At 38.5% G+C, this 19,898-nt stretch carries 19 protein-coding genes and 2 riboswitches; of the genes, 16 read left to right on the forward strand and 3 right to left on the reverse strand.

What is annotated here, in order from left to right; all coding sequences use genetic code 11:
• Positions 1-379 precede the first annotated feature (379 nt).
• Complete coding sequence (locus HMPREF1865_RS05000; RefSeq protein ID WP_060919411.1) at positions 380-1,402, forward strand: tetratricopeptide repeat protein; 1,023 nt, start codon at positions 380-382, stop codon at positions 1,400-1,402.
• 121 nt (positions 1,403-1,523) lie between these two features.
• On the opposite strand, the gene HMPREF1865_RS05005 is transcribed toward HMPREF1865_RS05000, so the two are convergent.
• Positions 1,524-3,044 carry a proline-rich domain-containing protein gene (locus tag HMPREF1865_RS05005; RefSeq protein ID WP_060919412.1) on the reverse strand — a complete coding sequence of 507 codons (1,521 nt, stop codon included), beginning with the start codon at positions 3,042-3,044 and terminating at the stop codon, positions 1,524-1,526.
• 524 nt (positions 3,045-3,568) lie between these two features.
• Here HMPREF1865_RS05005 and glmS point away from each other — a divergent pair.
• The 10 genes from glmS (at position 3,569) to HMPREF1865_RS05055 (ending at position 13,075) form a co-directional block, all read left to right on the forward strand.
• A complete protein-coding gene (gene glmS, locus HMPREF1865_RS05010) occupies positions 3,569-5,401 on the forward strand; it encodes a glutamine--fructose-6-phosphate transaminase (isomerizing) (RefSeq protein ID WP_060919413.1) in 1,833 nt (610 codons plus the stop codon).
• A 56-nt stretch (positions 5,402-5,457) separates the two neighbouring features.
• Positions 5,458-6,444, forward strand: a complete 987-nt coding sequence (gene trpS / locus HMPREF1865_RS05015; protein ID WP_008715380.1) for a tryptophan--tRNA ligase — start codon at positions 5,458-5,460, stop codon at positions 6,442-6,444.
• A gap of 36 nt (positions 6,445-6,480) precedes the next feature.
• A complete protein-coding gene (locus HMPREF1865_RS05020) occupies positions 6,481-6,957 on the forward strand; it encodes a hypothetical protein (protein WP_008602920.1) in 477 nt (158 codons plus the stop codon).
• Positions 6,958-7,216: 259 nt separating this feature from the next.
• Entirely contained in the window at positions 7,217-8,029 is an 813-nt protein-coding gene (locus HMPREF1865_RS05025) for an amino acid ABC transporter substrate-binding protein (RefSeq protein WP_012863876.1), read from the forward strand.
• Positions 8,030-8,152: 123 nt separating this feature from the next.
• On the forward strand, positions 8,153-8,809 hold the full coding sequence (locus HMPREF1865_RS05030) for an amino acid ABC transporter permease (protein ID WP_004693858.1): 657 nt from the start codon (positions 8,153-8,155) through the stop codon (positions 8,807-8,809).
• A 152-nt stretch (positions 8,810-8,961) separates the two neighbouring features.
• Positions 8,962-9,717 (forward strand): amino acid ABC transporter ATP-binding protein, encoded by a 756-nt coding sequence (locus HMPREF1865_RS05035; RefSeq protein ID WP_004693856.1) that lies wholly within the window; start codon positions 8,962-8,964, stop codon positions 9,715-9,717.
• Positions 9,718-9,725: 8 nt separating this feature from the next.
• Positions 9,726-10,997 carry a hypothetical protein gene (locus tag HMPREF1865_RS05040; protein WP_060919414.1) on the forward strand — a complete coding sequence of 424 codons (1,272 nt, stop codon included), beginning with the start codon at positions 9,726-9,728 and terminating at the stop codon, positions 10,995-10,997.
• A 169-nt stretch (positions 10,998-11,166) separates the two neighbouring features.
• Positions 11,167-11,613 carry a universal stress protein gene (locus tag HMPREF1865_RS05045; RefSeq protein WP_004693853.1) on the forward strand — a complete coding sequence of 149 codons (447 nt, stop codon included), beginning with the start codon at positions 11,167-11,169 and terminating at the stop codon, positions 11,611-11,613.
• Positions 11,614-11,798: 185 nt separating this feature from the next.
• Positions 11,799-12,089 carry an ArsR/SmtB family transcription factor gene (locus HMPREF1865_RS05050; RefSeq protein WP_060919415.1) on the forward strand — a complete coding sequence of 97 codons (291 nt, stop codon included), beginning with the start codon at positions 11,799-11,801 and terminating at the stop codon, positions 12,087-12,089.
• 110 nt (positions 12,090-12,199) lie between these two features.
• Positions 12,200-13,075, forward strand: a complete 876-nt coding sequence (locus HMPREF1865_RS05055; RefSeq protein ID WP_230949601.1) for a DMT family transporter — start codon at positions 12,200-12,202, stop codon at positions 13,073-13,075.
• A gap of 57 nt (positions 13,076-13,132) precedes the next feature.
• On the opposite strand, the gene HMPREF1865_RS05060 is transcribed toward HMPREF1865_RS05055, so the two are convergent.
• Entirely contained in the window at positions 13,133-14,122 is a 990-nt protein-coding gene (locus HMPREF1865_RS05060; protein WP_008715395.1) for an AEC family transporter, read from the reverse strand.
• Between the two features lie 383 nt (positions 14,123-14,505).
• On the opposite strand from HMPREF1865_RS05060, the gene modA reads away from it, so the two are divergent.
• The 3 genes from modA (at position 14,506) to HMPREF1865_RS05075 (ending at position 16,840) form a co-directional block, all read left to right on the forward strand.
• Complete coding sequence (gene modA, locus HMPREF1865_RS05065; protein WP_008715397.1) at positions 14,506-15,294, forward strand: molybdate ABC transporter substrate-binding protein; 789 nt, start codon at positions 14,506-14,508, stop codon at positions 15,292-15,294.
• Positions 15,295-15,533: 239 nt separating this feature from the next.
• Positions 15,534-16,202, forward strand: a complete 669-nt coding sequence (gene modB, locus HMPREF1865_RS05070) for a molybdate ABC transporter permease subunit (RefSeq protein ID WP_060919417.1) — start codon at positions 15,534-15,536, stop codon at positions 16,200-16,202.
• An 8-nt stretch (positions 16,203-16,210) separates the two neighbouring features.
• Entirely contained in the window at positions 16,211-16,840 is a 630-nt protein-coding gene (locus tag HMPREF1865_RS05075; protein ID WP_038125778.1) for an ATP-binding cassette domain-containing protein, read from the forward strand.
• A gap of 135 nt (positions 16,841-16,975) precedes the next feature.
• Here the strand turns inward: HMPREF1865_RS05075 and cytX are convergent, their stop codons facing one another.
• Complete coding sequence (cytX, locus tag HMPREF1865_RS05080; RefSeq protein WP_060919418.1) at positions 16,976-18,175, reverse strand: putative hydroxymethylpyrimidine transporter CytX; 1,200 nt, start codon at positions 18,173-18,175, stop codon at positions 16,976-16,978.
• Between the two features lie 52 nt (positions 18,176-18,227).
• Positions 18,228-18,333, reverse strand: a riboswitch (TPP riboswitch).
• Between the two features lie 81 nt (positions 18,334-18,414).
• A riboswitch (TPP riboswitch) is annotated at positions 18,415-18,509 on the forward strand.
• A 63-nt stretch (positions 18,510-18,572) separates the two neighbouring features.
• Here cytX and thiW point away from each other — a divergent pair.
• Together thiW and thiD are read left to right on the forward strand one after the other, a co-directional pair.
• Positions 18,573-19,052: an energy coupling factor transporter S component ThiW gene (thiW, locus tag HMPREF1865_RS05085; RefSeq protein WP_038125779.1), complete on the forward strand. Its 480-nt coding sequence runs from the start codon at positions 18,573-18,575 to the stop codon at positions 19,050-19,052.
• On the forward strand, positions 19,052-19,885 hold the full coding sequence (thiD, locus tag HMPREF1865_RS05090) for a bifunctional hydroxymethylpyrimidine kinase/phosphomethylpyrimidine kinase (RefSeq protein ID WP_060919419.1): 834 nt from the start codon (positions 19,052-19,054) through the stop codon (positions 19,883-19,885). Before thiW ends, thiD begins: the two co-directional genes overlap by 1 nt.
• Positions 19,886-19,898: the final 13 nt, after the last annotated feature.

Here is a 19,898-nt window from a genome sequence, read left to right on the forward strand (position 1 = left end):
TAATGAGTAGTTTGATACTACTTCGTTTGGTTCCATTCTACAATTTATATCAAAGGTATACCCTCCTATATATGTCCCTTTGCTCCGTCCTACGTAAAGTCGCTGCAGGAACAACATATATAGGAGGGTATTTATTTTATATTTATTTAGGATGGTTACCGAATGGAACCATTACTATCTCGCGGATATTTCTACACTAAACCATTTCTACTCATAAGAGTTATTTCTGGCATAGAGAGGAGGAGAGAAGAGATGATGTAATTCATCTCACATATAGTTAAGAGCCATGTTGGTATTATTGTAAGTACGTATATAGGGAGTGATTATGTTATTATAGCTATATAGTTTAAGTCTTACTGGTAAATAGTTAAGGTGTCGTATGAAGATTGTAAATCAACGGGAGCTTGAAAATCTCCTTAATGAGTGTCCAAATAGTGTAGATTCTGCTTGTGAGCTTGCATATGCTAAGTCACAATCAAGGAGAGAAAGAAATTCACAGCTTATATTAGAGGCCTTCTTAGAAAAATATAGAGATAAATTGAGTGATGCTGAAAAAGCTAAGGTTTATACTAATCTGGCTTTTTATTATAGCGATGAGGGGAATATAAAAGAATATGACTATCTATCTGCTGCTGTAAAATTAAAGTCCCCATATATAGAGACTTACAGAGGGCTGGCTTTATATCATTTTTCAGCTTATAGAGAGAATGGTTCTGTAGAGGACTTAAAGAAAAGCTTGCGTGCCTTTGAGAAGGGAACAACAGTATCCAACGATTATGAAATGAACTTTGGCTATGCAGTATGTTTGTTTGAGCTTAAGGAATATGAGAAAGCAAAGACTACTTTTGAAGAGTTATTAAAAGACTACCCAAATAGAATGCGATTATTACTCTCTATTGCTTATTGTGATGTGTATTTGGGTTATAAAGATCAAGCGATGAATTGTTTAAAACAAATTAAGCTTGGTCAGGATGAACAATATAAAGACAAATATTATGATTCTGACATTATTCATGATTTTCAAGTATATGAAGCTTATTATGTATTAGGTGAGTATACCTTATTTCTAGAGGAATGTGAAAAGGCAAAAGTAGATTGTATTGTTTCTGGACCTCCGTATTACTTTGCTCTTTGGCTTAATAATCAGCATGATTATTTTAAGAAAGAAATTGCTGAAAAGAGAGAAGAATTAATATTGTCTCTTGAGGAAACAAAAGTAGATGAAGATTTTTCTAATGAAGAAGAAAAACAAAACTGTATAAAAAGTTGGGAAGAGGATATTGAAGATTTAGATATATTGGTGTATAAGATTAAAAATGAAAATTTTATACCTATACTTGAATTGCAACTATGGCCAGAATATGGATGCTATTTGATAGACCGTTTAACTCATAACTTATAATACGCTAACTTCATAGTAATAGGTCAAAAGAATATTTATATAGTTGAAGTCTTTTATAATTTTGATTGAAAAAGAATAGCACTACTTTGGATTGGAATAATTCAAAGTAGTGCTTTTATTATTATTTATCAGCCACAACGAGTTTATATCCATTCAAGTGAATGTTACTACCTGTGGTGTCTTCGTTATTCAAAGATTTTACATAGCTATCGCCTGTGAGTATCCAATTGGAGTCTTTGCTGAGTTTCACAGTTACTTCTTTAGCGGCATTGTCTGTGTTTACAGCGCCTACAAGGCTAGATCCATTTGTCATGTCTAGAGCGATGGTACTGATTGAATCAGCCATAATATTACCGCTTAGTTCTTGATTAGATGTGCGGAGTGTAAGATGACCGCCGTTCTCACCAGTTTTTCCCCAACGGGAGTCGGCAGCTGCTTTCACTAGGGTAGAAGTGTTCGGCATAGAGATGGCATTGTTAGAAAGGTCTACTTCAGCAGTAGTGTTGTTTACATAGAGGAACGCACCTGTAGCGTGAGTTGTAAGTGTATTATTCTCTGCTTTCAGACGAGCAATACCGCTTTCAGCATCACCAGAGAAGCTTTGATATAGCATGAAACCATTATCTTTGTAGCCTGTTACATTGGAGTTTGTAAGGGTAATGGAGTTTTTACCTTCTACGACGCCAATTTCACTGTTATTCGCTATGCCGTTGACATTGTTCACTATAATATTACCCGTGGAGTAGATAACAGGACTGCCTTCGCCAGATGTCGTAAGTTTGGCTGCTTCTGCGGTGATAGTGCCCTCTCCGCGATCTGTAGCAAGTGTGGCAGAGTGAGCACCTTCAGTGGTGATAGTTAGATTTTTGCCATTTACAGTGCCTTTGTAAGTGGCATCTAAACCACGAGAGGAATCGCTTTTTGTGTGAATATTAGTGTTTTCTACGTTGATAACAGAGCCTTCACCAGTGGCAAAGACTGCGTTAGAGCCTTTAGAATTAGATGTAATATTACTGCCTTTAATATTGATTTGGCTCCCGTCGATACCGAGGACTACTGCATTTTGACCGTGGAAATTGCTGTTGTCATCGCTTGTAGTGTCGACTGTTTTATCGAAAACGCTATTTTCAATATCAATTACCGCTTTATTTTTACCGATGAAAGCATTCTGATCAGCCGTTGTGTTTGTCATCGATTCGTGAGCAATGGATTTGTTTTCTGTAACGATAGTTGTGCCTTTAAAAGTACTAGGATCTACTTCAACTTGTGGTGCCATTCCATTAGGGGCTCCATTCTGCATAGCCATTGGAGGCATACCGTTAGGAGTGCCAGAAGGAGGATTTCCATTTGGAGGTATTTGGTTAGACGTGCCTGTAGGTGATTGACCTGCAGGTGGTTTGCCGTGAGGTGCACCGTTTGGAGGTGTGCTTCCTTGTGCGGATGGTACTGTTTTAGTTTGTTCTGTTGAGGTTACAACTGCTACGTTGGTACTAGTTTGAGTCTCTGCGGCTAAGGTTGGGATAACCGCTAATGTCGACAGAGCTGCACCAAGGACTGCAGGTAATACCCAACGACGCAATTTTCTATATGACAAACTGTTCTTTTTAATTTTATGTTGCTTCTTTATAGTTGTTTTATTCATGATTATCATCTCCCAAATTATATACATACATTTTGAAAATACAACAAAATCTAATTGTGTAAAATTTAGAATGATAGAAGTATAATTTCTTACAATGAAAAGGACGTGAAGCATAGAATCAATCTTTTTTATTCTTTTTGAATTATCTGTGATGGTTTACTTTTTATCGATATTTTTAGTATAATATACGTCAGTACATATTTTATTTTGTACTGATTCTGCCGTATATCACAGAAAGGAATTCCAAATTCGTAAAGGCGAATAGCGCAAGTACCCGCGAAGGCAGTCGTTAGGGTAGACGAGGTGAAGAGTGATCGAGTCATCAGCGGATGCTCTTCCGGCATATTCATGTCGTAACAGGTATTAAAAAGCCCATCGGTAACGATGGGGACAAAGTATATCTGAATGAATTGTATTGAACTAATATTTAATACATTAAATAGAATATTAATCTAGAACATTAATTAGTTAGCCTTAGTTTTTGCTGGGGCTAGAAATACCCCCAGTTATAGGAGGATATACGTATGTGCGGTATCGTAGGATACATTGGCTTTAATCAAGCATCTGATTTCTTGTTGGACGGTATGGCAAAGTTAGAATACCGTGGTTATGACTCTGCAGGTATTGCTGTTATCGGCCCTGAAAATGTAATTAAAATTCAAAAGAAGGTTGGCCGTCTTGCTAATCTTGAGGCAGTTGTGAAAGCAGATCTTAATGAAGGAACTGTAGGCATTGGTCATACACGTTGGGCTACACACGGTCGTCCATCCGATATGAACGCTCACCCTCATGCATCTGAAGATGGTAAATTTGCTGTTGTACACAACGGCATTATTGAAAACTACATGCCTTTGAAAGAAGAGCTCCTTGCAAAAGGGTACCATTTCAAATCTGAAACTGATACAGAAGTTGTAGCTCATTTGTTAGAGGATATGTACGATGGCGATTTCGTGGGCACAGTACGCCGCATGCTAGCTCGTGTTGATGGTGCGTATGCTCTTGAAATCATCTGCTCTGATGAACCAGACAAAATTATCTGTACTAAAAAAGAAAACCCATTGGTTATCGGCCTTGGCAAAGGTGAAAACTTTGTAGCATCCGATATTCCAGCTATCATTAACTACACACGTGATACATACATCTTGAGCGATGGTGAATTAGCTATCGTAACTCGTGATAATGTATCCGTATTCGACCGTGAAGGTAACTCTGTTGATAAAGAGGTATTCCATGTAAATTGGAACGCTGAAGCAGCAGAAAAAGGTGGTTATGAGCATTTCATGTTGAAAGAGATTCATGATCAACCTAAAGCTGTTCGCGATACATTTGGTACACATATCTCTGAAGATGGTAAAACAGCAATCTTTGATGAGCTAAATTGGACTGCTGAAGATGTAGCAGCTTTCAATAAAATTCTCATCGTTGCATGCGGTACTGCATACCATGCAGGTCTTGTAACAAAACAATATATTGAAAACTTGGCGCGTATTCCAGTTGATGTGGAAATAGCATCTGAATACCGTTACAGCAATCCGTTGACTGATGATAAAACATTATGTATTGTTATTAGTCAATCTGGTGAAACATCCGATACATTGGCGGCTTTGAAAGAAGCTAAACGCCTTGGTGCCAAATCATTGGCTATTACCAATGTTGTTGGTTCCAGCATTTCTCGTGAAGCAGATAACAAAGTTTACACATGGGCTGGCCCTGAAATTTCTGTAGCGTCCACAAAAGCGTACACTACTCAATTAGTAGCGGGCTTATTGTTCGCTGTATACCTTGGTCAATTGAATGGCAAGTTGAATCCAGCCTTAGCCGAAGAAATTCTTAGCGGCGTTAAAAACTTACCATCCTTGATTCATGAAATCTTTGAAGTAGACGAAGATATGAAAGCCTTTGCTAAACATTATGGCTTCAAATCTGATGCATTCTTCTTGGGCCGTGCTATCGACTATGCAGTAGCGATGGAAGGTGCTTTGAAGTTGAAAGAAATTTCTTACATCCACGCTGAAGCATATGCTGGTGGCGAATTGAAACATGGTACATTGGCTCTTATCGAAGAGGGCGTACCTGTTATCGCATTGGCTACACAAGAGGATGTTTATGATAAGATGATCAGCAACATCCGTGAAGTAAAAGCTCGTGAAGCTATTGTAATCGGTATTGGCATGAAAGGTGACGAAGAATTATCTAAACACGTAGACCACACAATTTATGTGCCTCGTGCGAATAAATTTATCGCTCCAATCTTAGCAGTTGTACCATTGCAACTATTGGCGTATTATGCAGCAATTACACGCGGTGCAGATGTAGACAAGCCACGTAATTTGGCTAAATCTGTAACCGTAGAATAATATATAACCAACAGTGCTTTGGCACTGTTGGTTTATTTCAATATAGGGAGACTATTATGGCAGTTATATTTTCCGGCATCCAACCAAGTGGGGAGTTAACACTTGGTAACTATTTGGGGGCTTTACGTAATTTCTTAGACTATCAAGATACTGATGAATGTTACTATTGTATCGTTAACCAACATGCGATTACGGTACCGCAAGATCCAAAAGAATTATTTCAAAACACTCGTAATTTGGCTGCATTGTACCTTGCGGTTGGCCTTGATCCTAAAAAGGTAACATTGTTTGTTCAATCTGAAGTACCTGAGCATGTTAAGCTCGGTTGGGTTATGCAATCTATTAGCTATGTTGGCGAATTAGAGCGTATGACTCAGTACAAGGATAAGTCTCAAAAGCAAGGGGATTCTATTCCAACTGCATTGCTTACGTATCCACCGTTGATGGCGGCAGATATTTTGCTATATGGTACGAATTATGTTCCTGTAGGGGAAGACCAAAAGCAACATCTCGAGTTGACTCGTAATTTAGCAGAGCGTTTTAACCGTAGATTCGGTGAAACTTTCGTAGTACCTGATATCAAGGTAGGAGAAGGTGGCGCTCGCGTTATGAGCTTGCAAGAACCAACTAAGAAAATGAGTAAATCTGATGATAACCAAAATGCTACAATCCGTCTTTTGGATGCACCAGATTTAATCGTGAAAAAGTTGAAACGAGCTCAAACTGATTCTGATAATGCGGTTCGCTATGATAAAGAAAATAAACCAGGCATCTCTAACTTGATGGGAATCTACCGTGCTATTACAAAAGATAGCTACGAAGCTATCGAAGAAATGTACGCTGGTAAAGGTTACGGTGTATTTAAATCCGATATTGCCGACCTTTTAGTAGCAACCCTTGAACCAATTCAACAACGTTACAATGAATTGATTACAAGCCCTGAATTGGATGTAATCCTTGATGAAGGGGCTGCTAAGGCGCATGCTAAAGCAAGTGCAATGTACCGTAAGGTAGAACAAGCTATGGGCTTGTGTCGTAAATAAAATTATATAGTAGACTTTCAATTTGTGAGGTAAACCATGACGAAACAAGAGGCGATGGAACGCTTTTCATCAGGTGCCGTACAACAGAGCTTAGAAATACATCGCGGTATACAGTGGACCGGTCGCATCATCGGTCTAGTTGCGTGTGCGTTGATTGTAAAATATATGCCCTCAGACTGGGCGGAACGTGTATGGTATTATCTGTTGTTGCTCGTGATATTATGGACCCTTCATAGATTAGGTGAAAGTCAAGCTTTTATCTGTGAAAAGGGCCTCGTGTTAAAACGTAGGCCTTTTTCTGTGAAAGAATACTTTCACAGTTTATTCTATGGGGATGAATATTTCGTCTTTGTTGATTATGAGCATATTATTGGATTCACTGAGGAATGGCGTGAGTTGCAAGCAATGAATGGTCATGGTGGGATCTATGTGATACCACTTGATCTGCATCAGGTGGCGTATAAGGATAAAATGGCGATGATTGAGGCTATCCATAAACATACGCAGTCATAAAGTATAAGTACGTAGCGTCATACAATATAGGTATACAGAAATATAAATATAGGACTACAGAAACATAAATCAAATGAATCTAGAATCATAAACTATATATGTGGAGAGTCTTTAAAATAAAAAATATAAAATTCATCGAATTAACTATTTACAACTTTAATGAACTAAAGTATAATACAATCATTAAGTACAGAATCTAAATCTGTATTGAATATATTATTAAGTAGTAAATAGGCGATAATCGCCGTGGAGGATAGTTATGAATTGGAAAAAGATGATGGCCGTTGGCCTTGCAGCCGTGTCTATGATGGCATTTGTAACAGGTTGTGGCGGTGACACTAAAAAAGCTAATACAGAATTGCCTAAGAAAGTTGTTATCGGTTTAGATGATAGTTTCCCTCCAATGGGCTTTAAAGATGAAAAAGGTGAAATCGTTGGCTTTGATATCGACATGGCTAAAGAAGCAGCTAAACGTGCTGGCATGGATGTAGAGTTCAAAGCTATCGACTGGTCTAGTAAAGAAGCGGAACTAAAATCAAAAAAAATTGATGCGTTGTGGAATGGCTTAACAGTTTCTCCTGAGCGGGAGAAAAATATTTTGTTCTCCAATACATATATGAAGGATAAACAATATGTCATTGTTCGTAATGACGATGATTCCATTAAAGGTAAAGCCGATTTAGCTGGTAAGGTAGTAGGCGTGCAACAAGCTAGTACTGGTGAAGCAGCATTGCAAAACGACCCAAGCGGTAAGACTGTTAAAGAAACAAAATCCTATGCGGATTTTGTAAGTGCCTTCATGGATCTTGGTATTGGTCGTGTTGATGCTGTTATTGCTGACGGTGTAATCGCTCGTTATCTTATGACAAAAGAACCTGGTAAATACAAAATCGTAGAAGGTACTGACTACGGTGTTGATAATTTCGCTGTTGGCTTCCGCAAAGATGATACTGCTTTGCGTGACAAAATTAATGGTATCTTAGCTGAAATGAAAAAAGACGGTACTGCTGATAAAATTGCTGAAAAATGGTTAGGCTCAGGCGCAGACTTAGATAAGAGCGATGCTAAATAGTACAATTCGTGATATACTAATAGTACTATGGTCAGTAGGTACAACTGATAATTAAAGAACGAAATGTACACTAGAGAAGCGGCCAGATGGCCCTTCTCTAGTCGTGTTTTGAAGGAGTCTTTCATGTTAGATTATTTATTGCAGATTATCCCAACCATCGCTGATGGTTTAAAGGTAACCGTATCGCTATTCTGTATTGTATGGATTTTATCTATTCCTGGTGGCATTTTAATGGCTATGTTACGCCTATCTAAATTGCCTTTAGTAGATAAGCTTGTCGATGCGTTCGTATATTTAATGCGGGGCACACCGTTGATGCTACAAATCTTATTCGTCTATTATGCATTACCAATCATCACAGACGGTGCCATTCAAATGGATGATGCCACGGCAGCAGTTCTTACCTTCGTATTAAACTACGCAGCTTATTTATGTGAGATTTTCCGTGGGGGCATTCAATCTATCTCTCGAGGTCAGTACGAAGGGGCGAAAGTGCTTGGTTTTACCTATGCACAAACTATGCGTAAGATCATCTTGCCACAAATGTTTAAACGTGTATTGCCTCCTCTTGCGAATGAGACGATTAACTTATTGAAAGATACATCTCTCGTGTATGTATTGGCGATGAATGATATCTTGCGTATTACAAAATCTATCGTACAACGTGATTTTGATATTTCTGCATTCCTCGTGGCAGCATTATTCTACTTGATCTTTACCTTTATTTTAACGAATATCTTCAACTACTTAGAACGAAGATTTGCTGTATACGAAGATTAATCTAATTCTATGGTAGTTTGTCGTATGTAATGATGTAGCTAGTTTTATAGGTGAGATACTTTTATTTGATGCTATAGATGCGATTTTGTAGATGAGATATCTTTACTTGAGGTGCTGGTTATATACTTAATATGACGACGTAAGAGGTACTTATGACATTTGTAAATATGGAGCGTATTGAAAAACGCTTTAATAATCAATCAGTATTGCGCGATGTGTCGCTTAAAATGAATAGAGGAGAAATCGTTTCTATTATTGGACCTTCTGGTTCAGGTAAATCCACATTTTTACGCTGCTTGGGCCAGTTAGAAACAATTGATGGAGGCTCTATTACCGTTGATGGTACGGTTCTTGCTAGTACTGAAAATGGGGTTGTAAAATATGCTTCTCCTCAAACTCAGCATGAATTATTGCTTCGTATGGGGATGGTATTCCAATCTTTTAACTTGTTCCCGCATATGACGGTATTAGATAATATTATGATTGCTCCACGTATGGTAAAAGGTATGAAAGATGATGAAATCTCACCGATTGCAGAGCAATTACTCAATAAAGTAGGGCTATGGGAAAAACGTAATATGTATCCATCTCGCTTGTCTGGTGGTCAGCAACAGCGTGTAGCTATTGCTCGTGCGTTAGCGATGAATCCTGAAATTATGCTCTTTGATGAACCCACATCTGCTCTCGATCCAGAGCTTACTGGTGAGGTTCTTAAGACGATTAAACAATTGGCGGACGATCACATGACGATGATTATCGTAACTCATGAAATGAACTTTGCTCGTGAAGTATCGGATCGTGTTATCTTTATGGCTGATGGTGTTATCCAAGAAGAAGGAACACCAGAACAAATTTTTAATCATCCGCAGAACGAAAGAACGAAAGCGTTTTTGGATAATATGTTATAGGAGGTTCTATGAAGTTACGTTTATTTGCGGCAACCTTAGCTGTTATGGCTTTGGGAACGACTTCTATTATGGCGGAAGGTTTACAGAAGACGCCTGATACACCTTTATCTATTGTGGAATCTCAGAAGGATTCCGCATCTATTTTGCCAGAACAATACAAATCCTATGCTACTAAGATGAACACGGTGGTAAAGGATTACAAAAATGGTTATATGTTCTCGATTCCTTGGCGTGTAGCTGATGGTGTTATGATAGATATGGATGTGCGTAGTGAAAGCGAACATATTCAAGGGTATTCCTTCAATTTAGCGGGCCCTACGCAAGAGGATTCCTATACAGTATCTTTTACTAAGCGCAATAATACACCGCAAGAAGGAGTATCTCAAAAAGAATGGAATACAACTTGGTATGGTGTACCTATTAAGGGCATGTCTAATGAGGAGTATTTGAATATTTGGCGCCAACATAGCAATAACTTTGAGCATAACGATATTGTTGGTGGGTTCTTTACTAAGAAAGGTGCAGTTTCCGCACGCTGGGATAAGAGTACACCAAAATCTTATGCAGATATGACATCTACAGAGCCGGTTCAGTCTGTATTTGAAGCAGAATTTATCATGGAAAAAGATCCAACTCATCGGTACAATTTGTCTAGCACCTATGCTCCTGTTCGTGCAGAGTTTATGGAACTAGGTTTGATGAAGCATACCATTCCATCCTTTGAACTAATCAATAAGCGTGGTTCTAATGCTATTAAAGGGGTTAAAAAAATACTAACCGGCACAAGCGATATCAGTGTTGTAGAAGGGATCAAATTTACCTATCCGAAAGGTTTTACCCGTCTTAATGAAAAGGGCAAGATTGCTTTCACTAAACATAATGTACGCCTCGATATTGAGTCTTTTACAATCCCAGTACAAGCTGTTAGCTCCGGCATGCCAACTATGATGGCTAAGCAGATGCTTGGTGATTATTATCTTAAACAATTGGTTGATGTGAACAAGGCCACGATTACTCGTTATGAAACGCATATCATTGACGGTAATGTGATGTTCTATTTGGCGGGCCATATGAAAAATCCAAATACGTCTGATACATCTGTAGCGGAACCAGTATCCTTTGGTGCAACGATTATTCTTGGCAATGAAGGTAATGTGGCAGTAGCTCGAATGATTGGTCCATCCGGTAGTAATCTTGCTACTCAGGAACTTATAGATATATTAGATGGCTTTAAATTGACGACTACACTCAATACAAACCAATCGTCTCAAGTTCTTTAATATACGCATAATATTCTTTTATTTGTATAATTCTGTACGATTTGTGCTATAATGTAATAAATCCTCAGAAAAAAGAGGAGTTTTCCTTGATGGTCTAGAATATATTAGTATAGGCTAAACGATATTTGATCATATCCCCTTTGAGGGATTAGGAATAGGAGGGGTTATTATGGTTACCTACAAAACTATTGTCGTACCTACTGATGGTTCTGAAAATGCTAAACGTGCGTTGGAACATGCTCTCGCTGTAGCGGATCGCAACCAAGCTGAATTGATTGTTGTTCACGTTGCAAATATTGTGTCTGCTATTTCCAATTTTGATCAAACACCAATTTCTGGTGGATACGTATCTGAGCAAATTGCTGAGGATATGGAAGAAACTGGTAAGGAAATTCTTAATGATGTAGTGAAAGAAATTCCTGCAGGCGTAAAAGTTAAAAGTGTTTTCGAAGTTGGCTCCCCTGGTCCTGCACTACTTGCAGTGGCAAAAAAATACAATGCTGATCTCATCGTAATGGGTAGCCGTGGTCTTGGCCCTTTGAAAGGCTTATTCATGGGTAGCGTAAGTAGCTATGTAACTAGCCACTCCACTTGCCCTGTATTAATCATTAAATAATTTATATCTTATATAGATATGATAAAAAAAGAGACTTTGGTTTCTCAAAGTCTCTTTTTTATGTTAAAAATGATATAATGTTTATATGTATGCCATACATATTGGCGTTATACGTTAAGACGTATCGATTAGTGACACAGAAGAGCTACAAAAAAGAATGGATAGGATTGAAAAAGGGGGATTATATGACCGACAAACAAGAATCATTGCTGAAGCTAGCAGAACTGTTTAAAATCTTGGGTGATCCTACACGCCTTAAAATAGTAGAGCTATTATTAGAAAGTGAAATGTGTGTTAATCACATTGCAGAAACCATGGAGATGGGACAATCTGCTATCTCTCATCAATTGCGTGTATTGCGCCAAGCACGCCTTGTTACATATCGTAAAGATGGGAAAACAGCATACTATTCTCTAAACGATGATCATGTTGAATGTTTAGTTCGCATGGGGATGGAACACGTAGCTCATCAATAATTACATTTTGGTATCATGAACACATTTCGTCCTATTTAGGACGAAATGTGTTTTTATATTTAATCTGAGTTGTATCTGATTATGGAGAAGTATATAAAGTGAATCTGTTAATGAAAAATATAGGAATATTAGTGGTATTTTTAGCTACTGTATTCTTATCAACAAAATCTATATGGGCAAAATTAATTTATTTAGATTCACTGAGCCCCTTGAATGTTCTTGTGTGTAGGGCTGTTTTATCATTACCTTTTTTTCTTATACCAATGATTCGTTTTGATTGGAATAGCGTGAATAAAAGTAAGGTTTTTAAATACTCATTTTTTGGAGCTATTCTTTATTTATCTTCATCTATAGCTGACTTTATAGGATTATTATATATATCTGCCTCATTAGAACGTGCTGTTCTATTTACATTTCCAATTTACGTTTTTCTGTTATCTTCAGATTTATCACGCATTACATTTTCAAAAGTAGTTCTAATTGTATCTACTGTGCTAGGCTTAGCAATTATGTTTAATCCTACCGTTGATAACCACCTTATAGACACTTTAATAGGTATTTCACTAGTTTTACTTTCTGCCGTTTTTTGGGCGTTGTTTATTATTTATAGTAAGAGGGCTGTTTCGAATATTAGTCCTACTATTTTTACTAGTACTTATATGTGTATAACTACAGTACTTTTACTTTTTGGCTTTATAATTGATAGCAAAAATTTTACTACTTTTTTAACGCTTCAAACTCATACTATGATTTATTTAGTATTTTTGGCCATTTTTTGTTCTATCATTCCTTCATACTTGATGTCTTTTGGTCTTAAAAGAATTAATGCATCTCTTGCAGCCGTTATTAGTGCAATGGGACCAATAGTTACTTTAGCTTTAGATGTAGTTATTCTTAATCATAATTTAGCCTTGAATGAAATTATTGGTGCTATAATTGTTACAGCTTGTGTAACTTGTTTAACAAGGCTAAATGCTAAGGCATAAAAAATCACTCATAGTCATATGGCTATGAGTGATTTTTTATAACTATGATTTTTTATTTTAATATAATGGGAATAGATAATAGGCTATAGTAATAAACAGTGGCATAGTTATAGCGGATAAAATAGTTGTGCCCATTACGATTTGTGTAGCATATTCTGGATTATTCTTCATTTCAATAGCAATAAGAGACATATTGATAGCCGTAGGTACGCTGTAGGTTATGATGATGGTTTGTGCCGCTATTGGATGCATAGGACCGTAGAACATAATGAATAGTATGGTAATACCAGCGGCTATGAGTGGACTTACAATGAGCCGTAATGTAGTAGCAAGCATGACATCCATCTTAAAGAAGTTTAGCGGTGTTCTATTAATTTGAACACCCAAGGCAATCATAGCGACGCCAACGAAAGCATTGGCAAATATATTGAGCGGTGCAAAGAAGAAGAGACCGTGTAAATCGAAAGGGAGTAGGTGGCAAAGTAGCGCCAGTGGGATAGCATATACCATGGGCATGTGGAATACGACTTTTAGTGCATCCCGAGGGGTTAATCGTCCTGCTCCCGCTTGGTAGAAACCGTAGGTATTACTGCTAATAGTTTGTATGATCATGATAGATACAACACTCACTAAACCTAGATTAGCATAGGGGGTAGCACCATCGATGACGTATGGAATGTTAGTAAATACAAAGATAGCAAGGGCGACACCCATATTCCCAACGTTATTAAACATAACGCAGTTTTTTAAGGTTGCAATCTTAGCCACATCATATCCTTGCATCTTACCTACCACATCTGAAAGGATGGAGTTTAATATGAGTACACAGAGCGCGCAGAATACAATCTCCAAAGTACCTGAGTTAAGTTTAGCTTCATACATCGCTCGAAATATAAAGGTAGGTAACAATATATAAAAGTTTAGTTTACTCAGCGTATATAGATCGAGTTTAAATCTTCTGTCTAATATAAATCCCACGCCTATAAGTACTAAGATAGGGACCATAGAATTCATAAAAATATGGCCTACTAATTCGAATAGATTCATCATCTCACCTAGAGTTTTTCTTTAATATATTAGTTAATATATAAGGCATAGTTTTAATTAATCATATAACTATATGTAGTAAATATACAGTTGTTTTATATAAGCTGTAAGTGAATAAGTTTTTTAAAATATTTTTATCCTTTGTAGTATTATCATACCATAGTATCTATTGTTTGGGGCTTAAAAATTTATCGATTATAATTACTTATCATAATCATCAGAAATATCTATGCAATATGTGATTTTGGATATACGACTTTAACCATCGATTTATAGTATAATATGAATATATTGTATATTTTAGTTTGTTAGTACACGAGGTGTCTCTAGGTGTTACCATAGCTTTTACAGTGTGGCGTTTTAAGGGATGCACAGGAGGAATTATGAAACGAATTTTATTAGTGTTAATGAGCGTTTTCATGCTTGCCTTTTTAGTCGGTTGTGGCAATGATGCAAGTAAACCAGCTGAGTCAGCTAAACCAAGCACATCTGAAAAGATTACTGTACAAGCTGCAGCAAGCCTCAAAGGTGCTCTTACAGAATTGGCTGATGCTTACAAAAAAAGCCATAACTTAGCGGATGATCAAATCGCTATTAACTTCGCTGGTTCTGGTACATTACGTCAACAAATCGAACAAGGTGCACCAGCTAGTTTATTTATTTCTGCTGACGAGAAAAATATGAAAATGTTACAAGAAAAAGATTTGGTAACTGATGTAAAACCATTCGTAACTAATGAACTCGTTCTCGTAGTTCCAAAAGGTCAACCTAAGGTTGAGCTAAATCAAATCGCTACAGTAAAGCGTATCGTATTGGGCAATCCTGAAACAGTACCAGCTGGTAACTATGGTAAACAAGTATTAACAAAACTAGGCGTTTGGGAACAGGTAGAACCTAATGTAGTATACGCTAAAGATGTAAAAGCTGTAACAGCTTCCATTAGCCAAGGTGCTGGAGATGCTGGTTTCATCTATAAAACTGATGCTATCGCAGCGGGCGATGCAGTTGAAATCTCTGCAGTAACACCGGCTGATTCCCATGATCCAGTTATCTATCCAATTGGTATTATTAAAAAATATGACAACGCATTGGCAAAAGACTTCTACCAATACGTAATGAGCCCAGAAGGCCAAAAAGTATTAGAAAAATACGGTTTCTCTACTTCTAAATAAGAGTAAAGCGCTAGCTTTCAGGGCTAGCGTTTTCTTATGATACAATAGAGATATTATTGATATTACTAATCTTATGATTGCTCACTGTATGCTTTTTCTTTTACTCATTTGTAGTGATGAGTGCTTAATAATCTAGCATATGATATGATTTTGTGCATATAATTTGTTTGAAAAGTATTTTTGAATTAATAGATATAGCACATACTTTAGAGTTGTTGTGTATAGAAAGGGGGCGTGACATGAGTCCATTATGGCTGTCGCTATGGGTGGCAAGTATAGCTCTTATTATAGTTATTTTAAGTGGCTTAGCGACTTGTTACTGGATGAACCGTTGCAAGTGGGGTGGTATTGCCATTCTTGATGCACTTATTACCTTGCCACTTGTACTGCCTCCGGTAGTTGTTGGTTTTGCGTTACTTATGGTATTTACTCCAGGTTATGCGTTTGGTGCTTGGCTTGAAGCTCATGATATGAGTGTTGTTTTTGCTGCATCCGGTGCCGTGATAGCCTCCTCTGTAATTGCATTTCCGCTGTTTTATCAAACGGTGCGTTCAGCATTGCAATCCGTCGATCATAATATGGAGGACGTAGCGCGTACATTAGGTGCTTCAGAGTTACGTATCTTTTTTACTATTTCTGTACCACTCGCTTGGAAAGGCATTTTGACGGGCAGTATTTTAGCATTTTGTCGTGCTATGGGCGAATTTGGAGCTACAATCTTGATTGCCGGTAATATTCCACGGGTAACACGCACCATGCCACTTGCTATCTACTCTTATGTAGAGGCAGGGCAGTACATGGATGCCTTTGAATTAGTTATATATATATGTGTTCTCACATTGGCATTGTTGAGTGGGATTCACCTCATCACAAAGGGGTCCTTGTTCCGTCACATTGATAATAATTAGGAGGTCCGATGATTACATTTTCCTTTACCGTAGCTAGACCTTCTGTGACTGTGAAAGCCGATGGGGTACTTCCTTCTGGTATTACCGTTTTGACAGGTCAATCTGGCAGTGGTAAAAGTACTTTCATTAAATGCATTGCAGGACTGGTAAAACCCACTACAGGTAGTATTCACTGTAATGAAACAACGTGGGTGGATCGAGATAATAAGATTTGGGTTCCCGCTCAAAAACGTCAGGTAGGCTATATGCCACAAGGCAACATCGTATTCCCTCATTTGTCTGTGGAACATAATATTACCTATAGCAAACGAGGCACACCTGACATGTGCAATAGTCTATTGCAGCGTTTAAGCCTTGAGAAATATCGCAAAACGAAGGCTGGCAGTCTGTCTGGTGGCGAACAGCAACGAGTTGCTTTGGGACGTGCGCTCTACTCTAAACCGACTATCTTGCTTCTTGATGAGCCTTTATCTGCTTTAGATTGGAACTTGCGAAAGCATGTGCGCGAAGATTTGGTGTCCATTATTCGCGAGTGGGATGTACCTTGTGTATGGGTTACCCATGATGAAAGCGAAGCCGAAATGGTTGGAGATCGGCACTGGACCTGTGAAGAAGGCCAAATTCAAATATCTAAATAACAATAATGTAAATAAAAGAATCTAAATAACAAAACCCCTTCATACGAGTTATTGCTCCTAAAGGGGTTTTATTGTTTATATAGCAGTTCCTATTTAGTTAGTCTCCTATCTTGGATGCTTGTTGTATATATCCTATTATGGTTGTTTAACTTCTGTAGAGACCTTTACTGCTTTACTTACGAAACCAATGATAGTAGTTATGATAAAGGCCATTGTAAAGGCTGGTAATGTAGCACCTACGGTGCTTTCACTGTGTAACATATAGTGATATAAACCGACCGATACAGCCCAAATTGTGCCGCGTACTAAAAAAGCCGATAGAGTTTGCACTTGTTGACGATTCATAAAGTAGTCCGCTAGCAAGATGGCAATCATTGGGGTAAAGACAGATCCGATGAGGTATAAGAAGTCTGTAATATCGTCCATCGGATACAAGATAGCTGCAATAGTGCCAACGATGGTAACAATAACTGCAATGCCCTTACTAGATGCACTATTATAGATAGTCGTACTAGAAACACCTGCAGAGTAAGCGTCCATAAAGGTTGTAGTAACGGTAGAGAAGATAATAACGATGAGTCCAGCAAGACCAAGTCCTGCATTCATCATGATAGTAATGATGGAGTCGCCACCGCCAAAAATAGCGGCACTAAGACCTAAGGTATACATGACGATACTCGTTACCGTGTAGACCGTAGCACTTGTGAGTGATGCGGTGAAAGGATGTTTACTTTCACGGGTATAATCACTGATGAGAGGTAGCCAAGATAGTGGCATGGCAATAGATAACTCAAGAGCAGCGATGAAACTCATGTTTCCGCTAGTTAGAAGGCCACCTTCACTAGGCCACTGCGATATCATGTGCGTGCCCATGTAGAGGGTGAGGCCTAGCAATAGAATAGATACGATGGCTTGAATATAGCCCGTATTGTGGAGGCCGATGAAGAGCCACAAAATGACGAGGGCCCCGATGGCAATGGTCCAAATCATAGGTGATAGAGGTGCCAGTGCTTGTAAGGCTAACATGGCATCGTAAATCATGATGCTGGTCCAACCGATGAGCTGGAGCATATTTAAAAAGGCAAAGCCCTTTGCCCCTAGTGGGCCAAAGCTAAAGGCTGTCGTGTTCATACTGCCTTGCCGCAAGCGGCCACCGATGAGTCCCGCACCAAATAGCAGGATGCCGCCGATAATATGACCTAAGATGATGGCATAGAGACCTTGTGTAAGTCCTAAGGGGGCCAGATAGGTACCGGTCATAATTTCCGCAATCGATAAAGCGGCACCGAACCATATCATGGCAAATTGTGGTTGCGTGATGTGTGTATTTTTCATACGTCCTCCTTGCCAGGAAGTCATAGAAAAAGCCGAGCTCACAGGAACTCGGCCATTAATCCTCTATGTTCCCTACGTTGGCATTATCCAAATCAGGTTATGGGTTAAAGCTTTAGCTTACTCTCAGCCCACTTGTGTGAGCACCCCATTATGGCTTCATTATACGAGGTGCTACGGGAACCGTCAATTATTTTGTTGCATAGATTGTATAATAATGTTATAACTAGATTATAAAAATATATTGCCACTAGGGGTGCTTTTGCTGAGATTGACCATTCAAAACCCTAGACCTGATCCAGATAATACTGGCGTAGGGAAGTGGAATGAAACATGATACCAAACTATTACGAGACCATTCCATTTGAGGTGGTCTCATTTTTATTTACTTGGAGGTATTATGAAAAAAATGATTATTGCTAGCATATGTGTGGCCTTAGGTGTCGTCTTATCGACTACGTCGATTCCTATTGGCCCTGCTCGTATTTTTCCATTTCAACATATGATAAATGTAATCTTAGCCGTTATAGTTGGGGCGAGATTCTCTGTAGGCGCAGCCTTTAGTACTTCTTGCTTACGTAATGTACTAGCACTAGGCTCTCCATTAGCCTTTCCAGGTAGTATGATTGGCGCTTGGTTATCTGCGTATTTATATAAAAAATACAACGCCATCTGGGCAGCGGCTTTAGGCGAAATCATTGGCACTGGACTTATTGGTGCTCTTGTAAGCTATCCAATTGCTCATTTCCTACTAGGCAAACCATTGGCATTGTTGACCTTGATTACATCCTTTTCCATGAGCTCTATTGCAGGTGCTTGCATTGGCTTCGTAGTATTACAAATCTTATCTCGACGTAATCTGTTACACAAGGAGGCATAATGAAACTACATACTGCATTAACAATTGCCGGTACTGACCCTAGTGGTGGCGCTGGCATTATGGCTGATTTAAAATCCTTCCAAAGTCGAAATGTATACGGCATGGCCGTTGTTACTTCTGTGGTGGCTCAAAATACAACGGGTGTACATCACGTAGAACACCTATCGTTAGAAAGCATAGAAAAACAGTTACACGATGTATATTCAGATATTACACCACAAGCCGTTAAGACGGGCATGATTGCTTTACCGGAGATGATGGACCTCATTTATCCTTATGTAAGCAAGAATATTCCTTATGTAATGGATCCCGTTATGATTGCTACTAGTGGTGATCGACTTGTATCGGATGAGGCCGTGAATTTCTTAAAATCGAAACTCATTCCGGTCGCCACAGTCATTACACCTAATCGTAGCGAGGCAGAGGTGTTAGCGGACATGTCTATTACTTGTGAAAGTGATATCACAACAGCAGCTAAGCGTATTTTACATGAATTAGGACCTCGAGTGGTTATTATAAAAGGCGGCCATATTGGAGATGATGCTACGGATTATGCTTTCACCAAAGATGGAGATGTGCGTACGTGGACAAGTCCTAAATATGATACTGTTCATACTCATGGTACGGGCTGCACCTTCTCAGCAGTCATTACGGCAGAGCTCGCTAAAGGACGTGATGTAATGGATGCTATTGGTATTGCAAAGGACTATATCGCTCTAGCTATTAAACATAACCCTGCTCTTGGTCATGGCTGTGGGCCTGTTAATCATATGGCTTATGGTTTATTGGTAAATGGCCCTCAAACGATGGATGAACTTTTGAAAAATGACTAGAGGAGATAGTTAT

The organism is Veillonella parvula (assembly GCF_001553335.1).
GTDB classification, from domain to species: Bacteria; Bacillota; Negativicutes; order Veillonellales; family Veillonellaceae; genus Veillonella; species Veillonella parvula_S.

Bases quoted from the DNA above. Each gene is read 5' to 3' on its own strand.
- HMPREF1865_RS05000 (WP_060919411.1), top strand. From the start codon at position 380: ATGAAGATTGTAAATCAACGGGAGCTTGAAAATCTCCTTAATGAGTGT.
- HMPREF1865_RS05005 (WP_060919412.1), bottom strand. From the start codon at position 3,044: ATGAATAAAACAACTATAAAGAAGCAACATAAAATTAAAAAGAACAGT.
- glmS (WP_060919413.1), top strand. From the start codon at position 3,569: ATGTGCGGTATCGTAGGATACATTGGCTTTAATCAAGCATCTGATTTC.
- trpS (WP_008715380.1), top strand. From the start codon at position 5,458: ATGGCAGTTATATTTTCCGGCATCCAACCAAGTGGGGAGTTAACACTT.
- HMPREF1865_RS05020 (WP_008602920.1), top strand. From the start codon at position 6,481: ATGACGAAACAAGAGGCGATGGAACGCTTTTCATCAGGTGCCGTACAA.
- HMPREF1865_RS05025 (WP_012863876.1), top strand. From the start codon at position 7,217: ATGAATTGGAAAAAGATGATGGCCGTTGGCCTTGCAGCCGTGTCTATG.
- HMPREF1865_RS05030 (WP_004693858.1), top strand. From the start codon at position 8,153: ATGTTAGATTATTTATTGCAGATTATCCCAACCATCGCTGATGGTTTA.
- HMPREF1865_RS05035 (WP_004693856.1), top strand. From the start codon at position 8,962: ATGACATTTGTAAATATGGAGCGTATTGAAAAACGCTTTAATAATCAA.
- HMPREF1865_RS05040 (WP_060919414.1), top strand. From the start codon at position 9,726: ATGAAGTTACGTTTATTTGCGGCAACCTTAGCTGTTATGGCTTTGGGA.
- HMPREF1865_RS05045 (WP_004693853.1), top strand. From the start codon at position 11,167: ATGGTTACCTACAAAACTATTGTCGTACCTACTGATGGTTCTGAAAAT.
- HMPREF1865_RS05050 (WP_060919415.1), top strand. From the start codon at position 11,799: ATGACCGACAAACAAGAATCATTGCTGAAGCTAGCAGAACTGTTTAAA.
- HMPREF1865_RS05055 (WP_230949601.1), top strand. From the start codon at position 12,200: ATGAAAAATATAGGAATATTAGTGGTATTTTTAGCTACTGTATTCTTA.
- HMPREF1865_RS05060 (WP_008715395.1), bottom strand. From the start codon at position 14,122: ATGAATCTATTCGAATTAGTAGGCCATATTTTTATGAATTCTATGGTC.
- modA (WP_008715397.1), top strand. From the start codon at position 14,506: ATGAAACGAATTTTATTAGTGTTAATGAGCGTTTTCATGCTTGCCTTT.
- modB (WP_060919417.1), top strand. From the start codon at position 15,534: ATGAGTCCATTATGGCTGTCGCTATGGGTGGCAAGTATAGCTCTTATT.
- HMPREF1865_RS05075 (WP_038125778.1), top strand. From the start codon at position 16,211: ATGATTACATTTTCCTTTACCGTAGCTAGACCTTCTGTGACTGTGAAA.
- cytX (WP_060919418.1), bottom strand. From the start codon at position 18,175: ATGAAAAATACACACATCACGCAACCACAATTTGCCATGATATGGTTC.
- thiW (WP_038125779.1), top strand. From the start codon at position 18,573: ATGAAAAAAATGATTATTGCTAGCATATGTGTGGCCTTAGGTGTCGTC.
- thiD (WP_060919419.1), top strand. From the start codon at position 19,052: ATGAAACTACATACTGCATTAACAATTGCCGGTACTGACCCTAGTGGT.